This is a genomic window from Pseudoflavonifractor sp. HNCC25GI2 (assembly GCF_058136395.1).
Map to the genome: position 1 here is coordinate 204,855 of NZ_JBYUOW010000002.1, position 15,606 is coordinate 220,460.

At 55.0% G+C, this 15,606-nt stretch carries 16 protein-coding genes; 6 read left to right on the forward strand and 10 right to left on the reverse strand.

The genetic code is table 11. The features are described from left to right. Positions 1–73: 73 nt before the first annotated feature. On the reverse strand, positions 74–664 hold the full coding sequence (locus tag AC3YUO_RS03505) for a TetR/AcrR family transcriptional regulator (RefSeq protein WP_489961668.1): 591 nt from the start codon (positions 662–664) through the stop codon (positions 74–76). A 154-nt stretch (positions 665–818) separates the two neighbouring features. On the opposite strand from AC3YUO_RS03505, the gene AC3YUO_RS03510 reads away from it, so the two are divergent. The 6 genes from AC3YUO_RS03510 to AC3YUO_RS03535 all read left to right on the forward strand — a co-directional run bounded on the left by AC3YUO_RS03510 (position 819) and on the right by AC3YUO_RS03535 (position 5,523). Next, on the forward strand, positions 819–1,463 hold the full coding sequence (locus AC3YUO_RS03510) for a helix-turn-helix domain-containing protein (protein WP_489961669.1): 645 nt from the start codon (positions 819–821) through the stop codon (positions 1,461–1,463). Further along, positions 1,460–2,005, forward strand: coding sequence for a helix-turn-helix domain-containing protein (locus AC3YUO_RS03515; RefSeq protein ID WP_489961670.1), 546 nt, complete (start codon positions 1,460–1,462; stop codon positions 2,003–2,005). Before AC3YUO_RS03510 ends, AC3YUO_RS03515 begins: the two co-directional genes overlap by 4 nt. Positions 2,006–2,135: 130 nt before the next feature. Then, positions 2,136–2,711 (forward strand): 5'-deoxynucleotidase, encoded by a 576-nt coding sequence (gene yfbR, locus AC3YUO_RS03520; protein WP_489961671.1) that lies wholly within the window; start codon positions 2,136–2,138, stop codon positions 2,709–2,711. A gap of 189 nt (positions 2,712–2,900) precedes the next feature. After that, positions 2,901–3,170, forward strand: coding sequence for an ACT domain-containing protein (locus tag AC3YUO_RS03525; RefSeq protein ID WP_489961672.1), 270 nt, complete (start codon positions 2,901–2,903; stop codon positions 3,168–3,170). 14 nt (positions 3,171–3,184) lie between these two features. Then, positions 3,185–4,543, forward strand: coding sequence for a PFL family protein (locus AC3YUO_RS03530; RefSeq protein WP_489961673.1), 1,359 nt, complete (start codon positions 3,185–3,187; stop codon positions 4,541–4,543). A gap of 104 nt (positions 4,544–4,647) precedes the next feature. Further along, positions 4,648–5,523 (forward strand): radical SAM protein, encoded by an 876-nt coding sequence (locus AC3YUO_RS03535; RefSeq protein WP_489961921.1) that lies wholly within the window; start codon positions 4,648–4,650, stop codon positions 5,521–5,523. 132 nt (positions 5,524–5,655) lie between these two features. Here the strand turns inward: AC3YUO_RS03535 and AC3YUO_RS03540 are convergent, their stop codons facing one another. The 9 genes from AC3YUO_RS03540 to murA form a co-directional block, all read right to left on the reverse strand. After that, the gene (locus AC3YUO_RS03540; protein ID WP_489961674.1) at positions 5,656–6,939 is read right to left on the reverse strand and encodes a TRAP transporter large permease; all 1,284 of its coding nucleotides are present in this window, start codon (positions 6,937–6,939) and stop codon (positions 5,656–5,658) included. After that, on the reverse strand, positions 6,936–7,424 hold the full coding sequence (locus AC3YUO_RS03545) for a TRAP transporter small permease (protein WP_489961675.1): 489 nt from the start codon (positions 7,422–7,424) through the stop codon (positions 6,936–6,938). Before AC3YUO_RS03545 ends, AC3YUO_RS03540 begins: the two co-directional genes overlap by 4 nt. A 366-nt stretch (positions 7,425–7,790) precedes the next feature. After that, positions 7,791–8,831 (reverse strand): TRAP transporter substrate-binding protein, encoded by a 1,041-nt coding sequence (locus AC3YUO_RS03550; protein WP_489961676.1) that lies wholly within the window; start codon positions 8,829–8,831, stop codon positions 7,791–7,793. 90 nt (positions 8,832–8,921) lie between these two features. Beyond that, positions 8,922–9,899 carry a cucumopine synthase-related protein gene (locus AC3YUO_RS03555; protein ID WP_489961677.1) on the reverse strand — a complete coding sequence of 326 codons (978 nt, stop codon included), beginning with the start codon at positions 9,897–9,899 and terminating at the stop codon, positions 8,922–8,924. A gap of 14 nt (positions 9,900–9,913) precedes the next feature. Further along, complete coding sequence (locus AC3YUO_RS03560) at positions 9,914–11,113, reverse strand: amidohydrolase family protein (protein WP_489961678.1); 1,200 nt, start codon at positions 11,111–11,113, stop codon at positions 9,914–9,916. Between the two features lie 184 nt (positions 11,114–11,297). Then, positions 11,298–12,239 carry a LysR family transcriptional regulator gene (locus tag AC3YUO_RS03565; protein ID WP_489961679.1) on the reverse strand — a complete coding sequence of 314 codons (942 nt, stop codon included), beginning with the start codon at positions 12,237–12,239 and terminating at the stop codon, positions 11,298–11,300. 331 nt (positions 12,240–12,570) lie between these two features. Next, positions 12,571–13,053 (reverse strand): 23S rRNA (pseudouridine(1915)-N(3))-methyltransferase RlmH, encoded by a 483-nt coding sequence (gene rlmH, locus AC3YUO_RS03570; protein WP_489961680.1) that lies wholly within the window; start codon positions 13,051–13,053, stop codon positions 12,571–12,573. Further along, positions 13,047–13,886, reverse strand: a complete 840-nt coding sequence (locus tag AC3YUO_RS03575) for an MBL fold metallo-hydrolase (protein WP_489961681.1) — start codon at positions 13,884–13,886, stop codon at positions 13,047–13,049. The genes rlmH and AC3YUO_RS03575 overlap by 7 nt, the downstream gene beginning before the upstream one ends. A 141-nt stretch (positions 13,887–14,027) precedes the next feature. Beyond that, positions 14,028–15,323 carry a UDP-N-acetylglucosamine 1-carboxyvinyltransferase gene (murA, locus tag AC3YUO_RS03580; protein WP_489961682.1) on the reverse strand — a complete coding sequence of 432 codons (1,296 nt, stop codon included), beginning with the start codon at positions 15,321–15,323 and terminating at the stop codon, positions 14,028–14,030. Between the last annotated feature and the right edge of the window lie 283 nt (positions 15,324–15,606).

Sequence of the window (15,606 nt, forward strand, 5' to 3'; positions counted from 1 at the left end):
TATATTCATTGAAGCACAAGGGATTTAAGCTGAACATTTTATCATTTTCTCATTTGTATTATTTTACAAAAATTCAGCTGTGGCTCCGAAATCCCTGAAAAAACATGGGCATCATGGTCCGGCCGTACTGCAGCAGGGAGTAGTCTCCCCCGGAAAGACACCAGTCATAAATGAGAGCACGCTCACACAGGGCGTACACCCGCACCATCTCGTTGACGGTCACGTCTCCCCGCAGCTCCCCCCGCTCCTGGCCCTGGAGAACAATCTGCCGCAGCAGCTTATAATAGGTGCGGTTATGGTCCAGCAGGTGCTTGTCCCCCCGGGTGATGAGCTGGGAGGAGTAGAGCCGGGCCAGCAGGTCCAGGGAGATGGAGTTCTCGATCATGGCAAAGAGCTCCCGGTTTAAATACATCAGCTGGTCAAAGCGGTCCATCTCCGGGTCCATGGTCTCCATCAGCTCCTCATACTTCTCATCGAAGAGGAAGGAGACAGAGGAGAGCAGGGCGTCCTTGCCCTCGAAGTAGTGGTAGAAGGAGCCCCGGGAGGTACCTGAGGCCTCGATAATCTCCTCCACGGTGGTGTCGTCGTAGCCCTGGCGGTAGAACAGCTGCCAGGCGGCCTGGATGATCCGGCCCTTGGTATTGCGGGCGTTTTTCTTGGCCATAATGGGCTCCTTTCCGGGAAAAATGGGCCCGCAACTGTTGGTTGCGGCCATTTCCAAGGGGACTTGGTTGTAAATTTCCTTCGTTTCCTTTATCATAACATCAACCAAGCCCAATGGAAAGGGGAAGATTTCTTTGTCACTGTCGGAAAAAATCTTGTCGCTGCGTACCCAGCTGGGGCTCTCCCAGGAGGAGCTGGCGGAAAAGCTGGCGGTGTCCCGCCAGAGCGTCAGCAAGTGGGAAACAGGCCAGTCGGTACCCGATTTGGATAAACTCATTAAATTGGCGGACCTCTTCGGCATCAGCGTGGATGAGCTGGTACGTGAGGGGGAACGGCCCCAGCCCCCGGAGCCGCCGAAGGCCCCGGAGCCCCAGGTGGTTTATGTAAAGGAGAAGCGCAGCCTGACGGGCACCCAGACGGCAGGCGTGTGCCTGGAGCTCATCGGCCTGGCCCTGGCCCTGATGGGACTTGTGGGTGCGGGCATCCTTCTGGTTTTTGTGGGTACGGCGCTGATTGTTCTGGGTCTGCCCCTGCTGCTGGCCAAAAAGCACCCCTGGCTCATCTTCGGCTGGCTGGTAGTGGGACTGAGCCTGCTCATTTTCAACCCGTACACCATGGCCTATATGCCCTGGGGGCTGCTGGGGGGGATTCAACTGCTTGTCATGTGCGTCCTTTCCCCGAAGGAGTGGTATGTGTCCACCCAGCTTGGTATTTTAATCTCGGTGAGTCGAGGGGTGCTGACCCTGTGGCTGATTTACAGCTCCTTTCATGCCTGGAGCAAAGGGAGGAACCCAACATGACCCTGGCCGAACGAATTTTCGCTCTCCGCACCCAAAGGGAGCTGTCACAGGAGGAACTGGCGGAACAGCTGGGGGTATCCCGTCAGAGCGTCAGCAAGTGGGAGACGGGCCAATCGGTGCCCGATTTGGATAAACTCATCAAGCTGGCCGACCTCTTCGGCGTCACCCTGGATGAGCTGGCCCGGGACACGTCGGAGCAGGGAGAGGACACATCCGCACGAGAGCCTGAACGGACTCCCTTCTGGCGGCGGGACCTGCTGTCCCCCTGGCTGGAGGATCTCCAGCACCGGATTTTTGTGTTCATCGTGCTCATCCTGGCCACGGTCCTGGCTGTCGCTCTGAAGGTTCCGGGGGCCCTGTGGCTTCCGGTTCTGGCCTTTGAGGTGGTACTGGTGACGAAACGCCAGCCTCTGGTGGTGGGAGGCACCCTGCTCATTGCCCTTCTGCTGCACGTGCCTCCCCTTCTGGTGGGGGTGCTGGTAGGACTGTTTCTTGTGGGCGCGCTGTACCTGGTCCTGCCCGACATAGGCAAAAAGAAATAGACCACACCACAGAGGGCGCCGCTTTTGCGGCGTCCTTTCATTTTCGCCCCATTCCACGGCCTTCGGCGTTTACATCCCTCTCCGGCTGTGATAAAATAACCACTGACTTCAAGCAGAGGGGGATTTTCTCTTGCCCTATCACTTTTTCCCCATGATTGCCCGGATGCGGTACATCAACCGCTGGGGGCTCATGCGCAACACCGACCCGGAGAACATCCAGGAGCACTCCCACATGGTGGCGGTCCTGGCCCACGCTCTGGCCGTGCTGCAGAATGAGCGCTTCGGCGGCCAGGTGGATCCGGGCGCGGTGGCGGTGGCGGCGCTGTACCACGACGCCAGCGAGATTCTCACCGGCGACATGCCCACCCCCATCAAATACGATAACCCCGACATTCAGTCTGCCTACAAGCAGGTGGAGGCCGTGGCGGAGCAGAAGCTGCTGAACATGCTCCCCCAGGACCTGCGCCCCGCTTATAATGAGGCTCTCACCATCCCCAACCCGGAAATCCGGGCCCTGGTAAAGGCGGCGGACAAGCTGTCCGCCTACCTCAAGTGCGTGGAGGAGCTGAAGGCGGGCAACAGCGAGTTCAAAAAGGCCAAGGAACAGACCTGGGCCGCCCTCCAGGACAATCCTCTGCCCGCTCTGCAGTGCTTTATGGAGGAGTTTTTGCCAGGCTTTGAGCTTACATTGGATGAACTGAATTAAGCGACCGAGCCGTCGCGAGCAGCACAGATGGACCGGAGCGAGGGGGAGAAACCAAGCCGCCAGCGACGACTGTTTCGAGCCCGAGACGAAGGGAAGCTGTGCGTCGCGAGCAGGCGAGGCGTGATACTGTGGAGCGCCTTGCTCTCCCGAAAACAAACCATAAAACCACAAAAGAAAGGAACTTGTTTTATGAAGGCTATTGTTACCGTCATCGGCAAGGACCGGGTGGGCATCACCGCCTCCGTGTGTTCCCTGCTGGCCCAGCACAACATCAACATTCTGGACATCACCCAGACCGTCCTCCAGGAGTTCTTCACCATGGTCATGCTGGTGGACACCTCCGCCTGCCAGCAGTCCATCGGCGAGATGTCTGATATTCTGGAGCAGGCCGGCAAGGAACAGGACCTGTCCATCCGCATCCAGCGGGAAGACATTTTCAATGCTATGCACCGCATTTAAGCAGGAGGACCAATATGCTCAATCAACACGAAATTATGCAGACCATCCAGATGATTGACCAGCAGCATCTGGACGTGCGCACCATCACCATGGGCATCTCGCTGCTCTCCTGCGCCCACAGCGACGTGAAGGTGGCCTGTGACAAGGTGTACGACAAGATTACCCGCTACGCCGAGCACCTGGTGGCCACCGGCGAGGCCATTGAGAAGGAGTTCGGCATTCCCATTGTGAACAAGCGCATCTCCGTCACCCCCATCGCCCTGGTGGCGGCGGCGTCTGAGACGGACAACTACACCCCCTTCGCCCAGGCCATGGACCGCGCGGCCAAGACCTGCGGGGTCAACTTCATCGGCGGCTTCTCCGCCCTGGTGCAGAAGGGCATGACCGAGGCCGACCGCATCCTTATCAATTCCATTCCCGAGGCCCTGTCCACCACCGACATCGTCTGCGCCAGCGTCAACGTGGGTTCCACCAAGGCGGGCATCGACATGGACGCGGTAGCCCTCATGGGCCGAACCATCAAGGACCTGGCTGGCCGCACCGCCGACAAGGGCGGCTTCGGCTGCGCCAAGCTGGTGGTGTTCTGCAACGCCGTGGAGGACAACCCCTTCATGGCCGGCGCCTTCCACGGCGTAGGCGAGCCAGAGAAGGTCATCAACGTGGGCGTTTCCGGCCCCGGCGTGGTGTACCACGCCCTCCAGAGCGTGAAGGGCCAGCCCTTTGACGTGGTGGCTGAGACGGTGAAGAAGACCGCCTTCCGCATCACCCGCATGGGTCAGCTGGTGGCCCAGGAGGCCTCCCGCCGCCTGGACACCCCCTTCGGCATTGTGGACCTGTCCCTGGCCCCCACCCCCGCCATCGGCGACTCCGTGGCCCGGATTCTGGAGGAGATGGGTCTGGAGGTGTGCGGCACCCACGGCACCACCGCCGCTCTGGCCCTGCTGAACGACGCGGTGAAGAAGGGCGGCGTCATGGCCTCCTCCCACGTGGGCGGCCTGTCCGGTGCCTTTATCCCCGTCAGCGAGGACGAGGGCATGATTGCCGCGGCCGCATCCGGGGCTCTCACCCTGGACAAGCTGGAAGCCATGACCTGCGTGTGCTCCGTGGGCCTTGACATGATTGCCGTCCCCGGCGATACCCCCGCCGAGACTTTGTCCGCCATTATCGCCGACGAGGCCGCCATCGGCATGGTCAACTCCAAGACCACCGCCGTCCGCATCATTCCCGCCCCCGGCTGCAAGGTGGGCGATACCGTGGAATTCGGCGGCCTGCTGGGCTCCGCCCCCGTGCAGCCCGTCCACCCCTTCTCCGCAAAGGCCTTTGTGGACCGGGGCGGCCGGATTCCCGCCCCCATGCAGAGTTTGAAGAACTAAACCTTGTACCCTGTTCAGAGCTAAAAAAACTGGGGCGGGCATATTCCAAATATGCCCGCCCTTTGGATTTTGGCTGGAACACCAACGGAAGGAGAGACACACCCATGATCTGCCGCCTGTGCCCCCGGAACTGCGGGGCTCTGCGCACCGCTACGGAAGGACAAGGCCTGTGCCGCATGCCGGAGACCCCGCTGCTGGCCCGGGCAGCCCTTCACCACTGGGAGGAGCCCCCCATCTCGGGCACCCGGGGCTCGGGCACCGTCTTCTTCACCGGCTGTCCCCTTGGCTGTGTCTTCTGCCAGAACGGGGACATCAGCCAACGGAACTTCGGAAAGCCGGTGACGGAGGAGCGGCTGTGGGACATCTGTCAGGAGCTCATCGCCCAGGGGGCCCACAACATCAACTTCGTCACCCCCACCCACTATGCCCACGTCCTGGCCTCCCTGCTGGAACGGCCCCTACCCGTGCCGGTGGTCTACAACTGCGGGGGCTACGAGAAGGTGGACACCCTCCGCGCCCTGGAGGGGAAGGTGCAGATTTACCTCCCCGACTTCAAGTACCTGGACCCGGCAGCGGCCCAGCGCTATTCGGGCGCTCCCGACTACCCGGAGGTAGCCTCCGCCGCCATTCAGGAGATGGTCCGCCAGACAGGCCCCTGCCAGTTTGACGAGGACGGCCTGCTCACCCGGGGCGTCATCATCCGCCACCTCATTCTGCCCGGGCAGGTACAGGGAGCCAAGGCGGTGATGGACTGGGTGGCCGAGACCTTTCCGCCCCATACGGTGCTCTTCTCCCTCATGAGCCAGTACACGCCCTGGGGCGACCTGTCCCAGGTGCCGGAGGTCAACCGGCGGCTCCGCCGGGGGGAAATGCGGGCGGCTCAGGACTACATGGCCGCCCTGGGCCTGGACGGCTTCACCCAGGAGCGCACCAGCGCCAAGGAGGAGTATACGCCTCCCTTCGATTTGACCGGAGTATAAGAGAAAGAAACCCGCGGATTGGGAACAGCGGAAGCAGCTACTGTCTCCAATCCGTGGGCTTCTTTGTTAGGCCGAGGGAATGCATATGTTGGTAAGTGTCGAATGAAAACCTTGCGGGCAGCAGTCCCGCCACTACCCGAAAATAAAGTTTGGTAGCCATGTGGTGATAGCGGGGATGTAGGTAATCAACAGCATGGCTATAACCAGCGGAATCCATACATATATGGTGGACTTTACGATCTCTGAGAACTTCATTTTAGATACCGTACACATGATCATTAGGCCTGAGCCCACCGGCGGGGTCATGGTTCCGAGAAGGCCGACCAGCGTGTGAATGACGCCGAAGTGAAGGAGATCGATGTTCATGGCCTGAATGACAGGCAAAAGAAGGGGTACAGTGATAATGCGGATAACCGTTGCTTCCAGAAACATTCCCATGATGGTCAGGAAAATGAGAATCAGGAACAGCATCACATACTTGTTGGAAGTAAAGGTAAGCATAGCTTCCGTGAGCAGATGAGGCAGCCGTTCCAAAGTCAGCACATAACCGATGCCGCTGCCCATTCCGATCATGAACATAATGATGGCAGACGATTCAATAGTGTCAATGAGGGTGGCAATCAAATCCTTTACATGCAGTTCCTTATAAATTGCACCGGCAATTAAAGAGTACAAAACGGCGATAATTCCAGTTTCAGTGGCGGTTACTACACCGCTGAACAGGGAAACCAAAAGGATAACCGGGGCCAGAAGCGCCCAAAATCCACTTTTAAACGTAACCCAGACACGTTTTATATCAAACTTTTCCGGCGGAGGGCAAGCCACTTTGCCGCTTCTTGCAATAACGGTATTTGCAGCCATCAGACAGGCTGCTAGAACAATGCCGGGGACGACGCCGGCGACAAAAAGTTCTGTAACAGAGACGCCGGTAAGACTTGCATATACAATAAACGCCACACTGGGAGGAATAATGGGCCCCAAAATGGAGGAGGCCATGGTGACAGCCACGGACCAGCCACGATCATATCCTTTTCGCGTCATGGCCTCAATTTCAATCATTCCAAGGCCAGCGGCATCTCCGGAGGAAGTTCCGGATATACCTGCAAAGATTACGCTGGCCACCACATTGACCTGTGCCAGACCGCCATGCATCCAACAGCAAAGAGACTCGCAAAAATCAAAAATACGATTGGTAATTCCACTCCGGTTCATAATATTGGCAGCCAGAATGAAGTAAGGAATTGCTACTAGCGTATAGGAGTTGGCTCCTTTTTGAATCAGCAACGGAAGTGTAGAAATATCATAACCGCCCAAAAGCAGAGACGTCATGGTGCCAATGCCCATACCCATACTAATGGGCATCCCGAGTACGATAACAACTAAAAATACAACGATGAGTGCCAGACCCGCTATCATCTACAGCTTCCCCCTTCCTTATGTGCGGTAATGCGCTTAATAAATTTTTCAAAATACATAACGGCCATCAGGAAAAAGGAAACATTCATGGCAAGGGTATAATAAATGAGAGGAATTTCCGACGCCGACATGGCTTTTCCCTGACGCAGGATAGCCAAATTTACGCTGAAGACAAAGAGAATTGCACAGGTGACTGCAACAACAATATCGTTAAACACCACAATTATGTTTTTTGCCTTTGGTGGAAATTTCCCGAAGAAATAGTCGACAACCACATCGGTGCCCTTGTGAGAAATCTTGACCATACCGGGGAAAATAAACCACATCATGCACAGGAGTGTAAAGTCCTGGATCCACAGTAGGCTTTTTGCAAACACCATTCGTCCTACGATTTCATAAGCGTTTACAGCTACTGCCAGAATCAATGCGATAACGGCAATGGCCATCATAATGTCTGCGACATGTTTGATTAGCTTGCTTATCAAAATTAACCCCCTCCTGACAGCGCAGCCGCGACGATGAAAATATCTTCAGCTTATATCTTGATATTTTGCAGTTTAAGCACCACAGGCATCGCCCAGCAAGCGATATCCACGGGCTATCAACGGCGACTGCAGGTTATATTAAGTACTAAATGTGCACCCAAAAGGGCGACAGCGCGGTTCTTGTTGGTTATTGTTTAAATGAGGCAGGCACAATACATGCCGATACATGCCGATAACTGTATTGTGCCTGCCTGTCAGTAAGAAAACGTTACCTATCTCAAGGGCGTACAACGAAAAAGTAAACCATTTTGTTGTATAAACAGGTGCGGTTCGTTTTTCGTGCAAGCCCCATATGCCTCGGTACCATTACTGCGCCAGAACGATATCCACGGTTCCGGCGGGCAGCGCTCCATTTTCCTCCATAGAATAGTAGAAGTCTTTCAGTGCCTCGCGCGCAGGAGCGGTATCGATGTCAATAAACTCCACACCAGCAGCCGCCATCTCGTCCAGATCTCCCTGGAGGCTGGCGAGGGACAACTCCTCCAAATCCTCACCAAATTGGTCGGCACAGGACTTCAGGATAGCCTGATTTTCCTCTGACAGCCCTTCATAAGTAGAACTGCCGGCCAAAAGAAGTACAGTAGACACATATTCATTGATATTGGTGACATAAGGAGCAACTTCTGTAAAGTGTTGACTCTTCAAATCACTGATAGCACAGGTACAGGCATCGGCCAGCCCGTTTTGCAGTGCCATATAGGTTTCACTGTAAGCAATTACAATGGGATTGGCACCTAAAATGGTATAAGCCTCATTGTAATTCTTGTTTTCAAACGTGCGGAAGCGGAGACCCTGTAAATCGTCAATGGTACGGACAGGAGTTTTGGAAACCATTACCCGATAGGGACCCCGGAACGCATTCCGAGCCTCATTCAGCAAAATCAGCCCGTTATCCTTCAAAATCTGGATCTGTGTGTCAGCTGCACCGCTCTCTTTCAGAATTTTGGCCACCGAATCATTGTCTGCATACAAAAACGGGATGGCTTCCAAGCCAAAAATCTCATCAAAGGTCTTAAAGTCGCTGGCAGGCAGGATAATGATGTCCACGTTGCCCAACTGTGCGCTCTCAATGACAGTCGCTGGTTCTCCTAGCTGCCCGGAAGTATAAACCTCGATTTTGACTTCCCCGTTTGTCTGCTCATAGACGTTGTCGGCAAAGGCGTAAGTGGCATCCGCCTCGGGCGAACCATCTGCCATCTCAGTGGCCAGTTTCAAAGTTATGGTTTCCTTTTGTTCTGAATCAGACGGCGAAGAAGTACCTGCAGAACTGGATGAGTTGCCGCAGGCTGATAGGCAGCTCAACAGCACAGCGGAGACAAGCAACGTCCCAATCAATCTCTTTGTCATGTTTCATATCCTCCTTATCCGAATAACAGTCCTGTTCACCTTCTTGAAATGGCGCCCACCTTTCCTCCCTTTGATGCGGGAAGATAAGGGTTACTTCATCTGATATTCCTTGTAGCCCTCCTGAAAACGGAAGCAAGAGGTTCCAATTCCCCATGGGAAGTAGAAGTAGGCCCAAGCAGCAACTTGATTGGTATAGAGAGTAAATGCGTCCACAACACACTGAAACTCATCACGAGTAATACAGTGTTCCTGCATGAGATGCCGGATCTCCTTGGCAAAGTCACGCAGGTCAGTGAGGCCGTAAGAGCCCAGCACTCCTGTGTAGCCCGGCTCTAACTCGCAATAAATTTGCTCCAACTCCCGCACGGACAAGGACGTGGTGCGGCACATATGGGAGATTGGATAGAGTGTGTACATGGAGAGATCCCGGCTCAAGCTGTAAACAAACTCCCAGGTGCTGAAGTATTGTCCGCAGGAACCTACACCTGCCACCCGCCCCGTGCGGGCTTTTTTGTTGTCCTCCGGCTCGACCTGGGTAGCCTCAAATGCCTTGTCGAGGATTCGACCTACTAAGTCGGTTACTGCTTGAGCGCAATTCTCGGGGAGTTTCACGCTTGGCTTTGCGGCCTGTCGAGTTTCAGATCTATCTAGGCGAGAAATTTTGATGTGCAGTTCTTGTTTAGTCATAAAAATAGCTTCCCGCGCCTTTTCTCCCACCCGTTTTATGGTATCGATATCTTCGGGAATAACTGCGCCCAGCACTGTGCCGTTTACATCCTCATAGCACTGGGAATATTGGACAATTAGTTTGTTTCCGGTTCCCTGGGAATACCGCAAACGACCAATGGGAGCCTGATCAATCCGCTCCTTGAAGTGAATAGGAGCAAAGCTTAAAATCGGAAGCCAGCAGTACATAGACCCATCGGTAATGACAGCATTGTTCATAATACTGCAAATGGGAAGTGCGTTCCAAAGATCGTTACATAGTTCGGGGTTTTTATCATCAGCCAGTTCGGCCACAGCGGATAAATTCAAATCCGGCCATTCCAACAAAATCCTGCGATTCATCTCTCCCACCGTCCTTACAACATGGACTTGCCATGCAACCAGAGCTGGGAGGCCCGGTCAATGGTATCGAGAGATTCTGTCAAGTCGCCGGGGAATGCGGCAATGTTGGCATGCTTTCCTACTTCCAGCAAACCAAGTTCCGGGCGATCCACAATCTTTGCAGAGATGCTGGTGGCGTGGGCAATGGCTTGGACTGGAGAGAGATCCGCTGCCGCAGCAATGGAACGAATCTCATCGCTGAGACGGCCGTAACTGTCCGTACCTGTGCCAACCAGAAGGCCCGCCTGAACCGCTTTTCGGACAGAGATGGCATGTGGCCCCCAAATACGCTCCTCCAGCAGGGGAATACTACGCTGCTTCTCTTCTGTAATGGGCTTGATAAAATACGAACCTTTCACACCGGTCATAGTAGGGACAACCGGGATGTTTTTTTTCACCATAAGGTCAATGCACTCATCATCCATCTGCACCCCATGCTCCACACAGTCAATTCCTGCATTCAGCACCCGCATGATAGCCGCCTTTGGGTAAACGTGGGCAGCAGTTTTCACTCCAGCGTCGTGTGCGACTTCGATGCCCGCACGTAACTCTTCCAGCGTAAATTCGGGATACTTGGGATCCTCACGGGGAAAGTTTTCTAAGCCTCCGCTAGCCATGAATTTGATAAAATCAGCTCCAGCACGGATTTGCTCCCGTACCGCCTTCATCACCTCGGCAGGGCCGTCCACCTGCAAAGCTGCAGCATGACAGTGACCACCGCTCATACAGATATCGAGACCGCAAACCATCATCTCAGGTCCAGGAACCAAGCCTTCCTTAATTCCTCGCTTGAGGTTGATAGCTGTGTATTCACCCAAACCGAAGTCCCGAATGAAGGTAATTCCTTCGGTGAGCATATTCTTCACATTGTGCACGCCGTGCAGCAACATATACTGGTAGGGCTGAGCCATAAACGTTTTGGAACGCACATTGAGCGGGAGCGAGGAAGGTTCGTCTCGCAGTGCCTTACGGTTTACATGGTCATGGAGGTTAAAAAGTCCCGGAGTTAGGGTACAGTCACCCATGCTGGTGGTATTGTGATCGTTTGCAGCCTCGGGTTTGCGGTCGCTGACATACGTAATTTTGTCGCCATCGATTCCCACCCAAATTGGAGACAGAACCTTTTTACCGTCTCCGATAATACCTCGTTTTGCGGAAATGAATGCCTCACTCATGGTGTCGCGCCTCCTCTAAACGTCGTTTCTTTTACAATGCAGCAAAGTAAAGAATTTGCTGGTTTATTTATATATATCATTCACGCCACAAATTGTCTAACAACGTTTTGGAGTAAGTCACCAGCCAAAAGGCTGTGAGAAAGCACCACACAAATATTGACTACTAACCAAAATGTTCTTCTGTTCAGGTTAGATAGCGTTCTCCAAGAATCATATCAATCAACTCTCTGGCAGCCATAGAGAGGTACTTCTTATTTAAATAATTGACGCAAATCTCGCGGGAGAGGCCATTATACCAGGGAAATATATAAGTTTTGTGTTCCATACTTTTGTAAATTTTCTGGTACGGATATAAGAAAATATCGGGACAGACCAGTATTCCCATACCGTCAAAGCACAGGCGCAACAGCGTGTCAATTGTCTGTGCCTCCAACACAATGTTAGGTGTGATCTCAAGTTCTTTGCATATTTTATAAAATGGGACGCCAGATTGATGCTGAGGATTCAGCGCAATAAAGGGGCAATCTTTCAAAATACGCCAGTCGAACGGCTCTTTTTCTTTCAAAGAACGCAGCAGTATCTCCTTGTACTCTCCGAGTTGACTATCCATAATGGCATGGGGAATTACTGCAACAATATGCTCTGTCCAAAAAGGGATACTTACCACCTCAAAATCGTTTTTGGGATGAGCGGCAATCGTAATATCAACCTTAGCTCTGCGTAGCACATCTTCAATTTCTGGCGCAGAGCCCTCAATAATCTTAATTTGAATGTTTGGAAATTTTTTTCTATATCTTGGTAATAGCGGCGTCAGGTAGATAGCACCACGGACCCGGGTGATACCGATAGTCAGCACACCGCGCTTAAAATCTTTCATGTCCCGAATTCTGCGCTCTATGTCATCGGCTAATCCCAGCAACTCTTTGGTCCTATTGACAAGTTCAATACCCTCAGGAGTTAAAGACATAGGGGCGGTTCGGTCAAAAAGTTTACAGTCATAGTATTCCTCAATCTTTGCAATGTGATTACTTAAAGATTGCTGGGTAATAAATAGTTTCTGCGCAGCACGAGTAAAGTTTAATTCCTCTGCCGCAACAAGGAAATACTGCAAATTTTCTAACGTCATAATGTATCACACCCATCCGCAATTTTAATTGATAGCATAAACACTAACTCTATCTGCGTATTTCAAAAAAGTAACCCAGGACACAACAGTCAGTAGTATAAAAATTTATATTTTATTATAGCATTACACTGCAGTAACAACAACAATCCAGCGATGCCAGTTATTCCCAGTGATTTAAAAAGTTGATATTTTAGCACCAGAATAAAACGGTTTTAAATTTAAACATTTGATTTTGTAGTCCTGTTTCACCTTAAATCTTAATTGTAATTATAATACCCCCCTGTGGAAAATAAGGAATCTTACCTTTCACAGGGGGGTATGTCATTTGTCTTTACTTGTGATAGCTAGAGCCCTCGTTAATTTTGAAGGCCCGGTAAATCTGCTCCAGCACCATCACACGGGCCAGGTGGTGGGGGAAGGTCATGGGGGACATGGACAGCTTCAGCCAGGCCTCCCGCTTCAGGCTCTCCGCCATACCGTAGGACCCGCCGATGACAAAGACCAGATGCCGCTGACCGCTCTGGGCAAAGTCCGCTACCAGCTTGGCCAGCTCCGGGCTGGAGCGGGGCTTCCCCTCCACGCACAGGCACACCAGACGGCTGTTTTGGGGGATTTTGGCCCGGATGGCGGATGCCTCCCGCTCCAGGGCGGCGTCAATCTGGGCCTGGGAGGGGCTGGCAGGCAGCCGCTCCTCGGGAATCTCGGTGAGGGTGAAGGAGCAGTAGCCGGACAGCCGCTTTTTATACTCGGCGGAGGCCTCCAGATAAAACTTCTCCTTCAGCTTACCCACGCAGATGAGATGAATGCTCAGCATAGGGCCGCCCCCCGCAGGGCGAAGGCCACGGCGGCCCCGTCCTCCTCCAGCCGGTACACCGGTCCCGTCTCCTTCCGGGGTGCCACCGCCAGACAGATATCCCGCTCCGGGTCACAGCCCATGGCGCTCAGCCTCCGGCACACCGCCGCCCGGGCGTGGGCGGGGGTGTTGTTCTCCGAGGACAGATGGGCCAGAATCACCGTGCGGGCTCCGCTCTCCACCGCCAGGGCGGCCAGCTCAGCCCCTGCCTCGTTGGACAGGTGGCCCCGGTCGCCCAGCACCCGCTGCTTTAAGTAATAGGGATAGGGGCCGGTCCGCACCCAGTCCTCATCGTGATTGGTCTCGCAGATAAGGAGGTCGCAGCCCTCCGCCGCCCGTTTGACCTCCGGGGTGACGTACCCCAGGTCGGTACACAGCACCAGCCGCCGCCCCTCAGCGGAAAAGGAGTAGCCTACGCTGCCCGCGGCGTCGTGGGGGGTGGCGAAGGACTCCACCCAGATCTCTCCCATCTGCACCCCGGTGCCCGGCTCCTGGCCCCGCAGCCGCCCCTGCAGCTGGGGCAGCTTGTCCGCCAGGTACCGGCAGGTGGCGGGAGAGGCCGCCACAGAGGCGGGAATCTGCTTGCACAGCACCCCCAGGCCGCTGACATGGTCGTGGTGCTCGTGGGTAATGACGATGGCGGACAGCTCCTGGGGCGGGACACCCAGAGCCTTCAGCGCCGTGGTAATCCGCCGGGCGGAGATGCCCGCGTCCAGCAGAATATGAGTCCGGCCGCAGGACACCAGGGCGGCGTTGCCGCTGGAGCCGCTGGCCAGGGTGGTAACCGTAAGCAAAAGGACGCCCTCCCTCGTTTCGTATCCAGGCCCGGAACAAATGCCCGGGCTCTGCAAAAAATCAGGAGTCAGGAAGGAGGAAGCCTCCCAGCCTTCGGGAATTCCTCGTGCCTGACTCCTGATTGCAAATCCTACAATGGCTCAGCCCGCCTGGGACTGCTCCTCCTCGTCGGGGGTGTTGATGATCCGAATGTCGGCCCCCACGCCGGAGAGCTTCTCCACCAGGGTTTCATAGCCGCGCTCGATGTGGTAGATGCCGTCAATCTCCGTGACGCCCTGGGCGCACAGGCCGGCAATCACCATGGCCGCTCCCGCCCGCAGGTCGCAGGCATGAACCGGGGCGCCGGTGAGCTTCTCCACGCCCTCAATGACGGCTACCTTGCCGTCAACCTGGATGGAAGCGCCCATGCGGCGGAACTCGTCCACATAGCGGTAACGGTTCTCCCACACGCCCTCGGTGAGGACGCTGGTCCCCCGGGCAGTGCACAGCACAGCGGCAATCTGGGGCTGCATGTCGGTGGGGAAGCCGGGATAGGGCATGGTCTTCACATTCACCCGGCTGAGGGGACCGGAGCGGCGCACCAGCACGGCGTCGTCCTGCTCTTCCACGTCCACACCCATCTCCACCAGCTTGGCGGTGATGCAGTCCAGGTGCTTGGGGATGACGTTCTTAATGAGCACCTCGCCCCCGGCGGCGGCCACGGCAGCCATATAGGTGCCCGCCTCAATCTGGTCGGGGATGATGGAGTAGGTGCCGCCCTTCAGGCGTTCCACGCCGCGGATCTTGATGACGTCGGTGCCCGCGCCCATAATGTTGGCCCCCATGGAGTTGAGGAAGTTGGCCAAATCCACGATGTGGGGCTCCTTGGCTGCGTTTTCGATGATGGTCATGCCGTTGGCCAGGGCGGCGCAGAGCATGATGTTCATGGTGGCGCCCACAGAGACCATGTCCAGGTAGACCTGGCCGCCGGCGGGCCGTCCGCCGCCGGGCACCTGGGCGTAGATGAGGCCGTTGCGCACGTCCACCTCGGCCCCCATGGCCACAAAGCCCTTGATGTGCTGGTCAATGGGACGTCCGCCCAGATCGCAGCCGCCGGGCAGGGGCACCTCGGCCCAGCCGAACCGGCCCAGCAGGGCGCCCACAAGGTAATAGCTGGCACGGATCTTCCGGGCCAGCTCGTAGGGAACCTGACGGTTCCGGATATGAGAGCAATCCACGTCAACGGTGGTACGGTTGACGGTACGCACATCCGCCCCCAGCTCCCGCAGGATCTGGAGGATCAGAGTCACGTCGCTGATTTGGGGAATATTTTCAATGCGGCACACTCCGTCCACCATCAGGGCGGCGGGAATGATAGCCACAGCGGCATTCTTGGCGCCGCTGATTTCAATGGTACCGTGAAGGGAGTTTCCTCCGCGAATTTGATACTTGGTCAAAATACGCACCCTCTTTATCAAGGCCACAATCTCTGTGACATATGGAAAATACAGCGCGGACGCGCCATATGTAAACTACACATCATGCTCCGGCCGCCCGTAAGGGTCGGGCCGCAAAGAGGAGAAAAGGTTTCCTCTCTCATAAGCATCTCAAACATTATAGCACTATTATGTCCCGGTGGCAATGAATTTTGCGCGTCAGATGATAAATTGTTCATTATTATGGAAGTTTTATGAAAACCAAAGGAAGGCTCCGTCCATTTGCGAAAAGCAGCTTCCAGAT

Coding starts and splice junctions, on each gene's coding strand:
- AC3YUO_RS03505 (WP_489961668.1), bottom strand. CDS start 664: ATGGCCAAGAAAAACGCCCGCAATACCAAGGGCCGGATCATCCAGGCC.
- AC3YUO_RS03515 (WP_489961670.1), top strand. CDS start 1,460: ATGACCCTGGCCGAACGAATTTTCGCTCTCCGCACCCAAAGGGAGCTG.
- AC3YUO_RS03525 (WP_489961672.1), top strand. CDS start 2,901: ATGAAGGCTATTGTTACCGTCATCGGCAAGGACCGGGTGGGCATCACC.
- AC3YUO_RS03530 (WP_489961673.1), top strand. CDS start 3,185: ATGCTCAATCAACACGAAATTATGCAGACCATCCAGATGATTGACCAG.
- AC3YUO_RS03535 (WP_489961921.1), top strand. CDS start 4,648: ATGATCTGCCGCCTGTGCCCCCGGAACTGCGGGGCTCTGCGCACCGCT.
- AC3YUO_RS03540 (WP_489961674.1), bottom strand. CDS start 6,939: ATGATAGCGGGTCTGGCACTCATCGTTGTATTTTTAGTTGTTATCGTA.
- AC3YUO_RS03550 (WP_489961676.1), bottom strand. CDS start 8,831: ATGACAAAGAGATTGATTGGGACGTTGCTTGTCTCCGCTGTGCTGTTG.
- AC3YUO_RS03555 (WP_489961677.1), bottom strand. CDS start 9,899: ATGAATCGCAGGATTTTGTTGGAATGGCCGGATTTGAATTTATCCGCT.
- AC3YUO_RS03560 (WP_489961678.1), bottom strand. CDS start 11,113: ATGAGTGAGGCATTCATTTCCGCAAAACGAGGTATTATCGGAGACGGT.
- AC3YUO_RS03565 (WP_489961679.1), bottom strand. CDS start 12,239: ATGACGTTAGAAAATTTGCAGTATTTCCTTGTTGCGGCAGAGGAATTA.
- rlmH (WP_489961680.1), bottom strand. CDS start 13,053: ATGCTGAGCATTCATCTCATCTGCGTGGGTAAGCTGAAGGAGAAGTTT.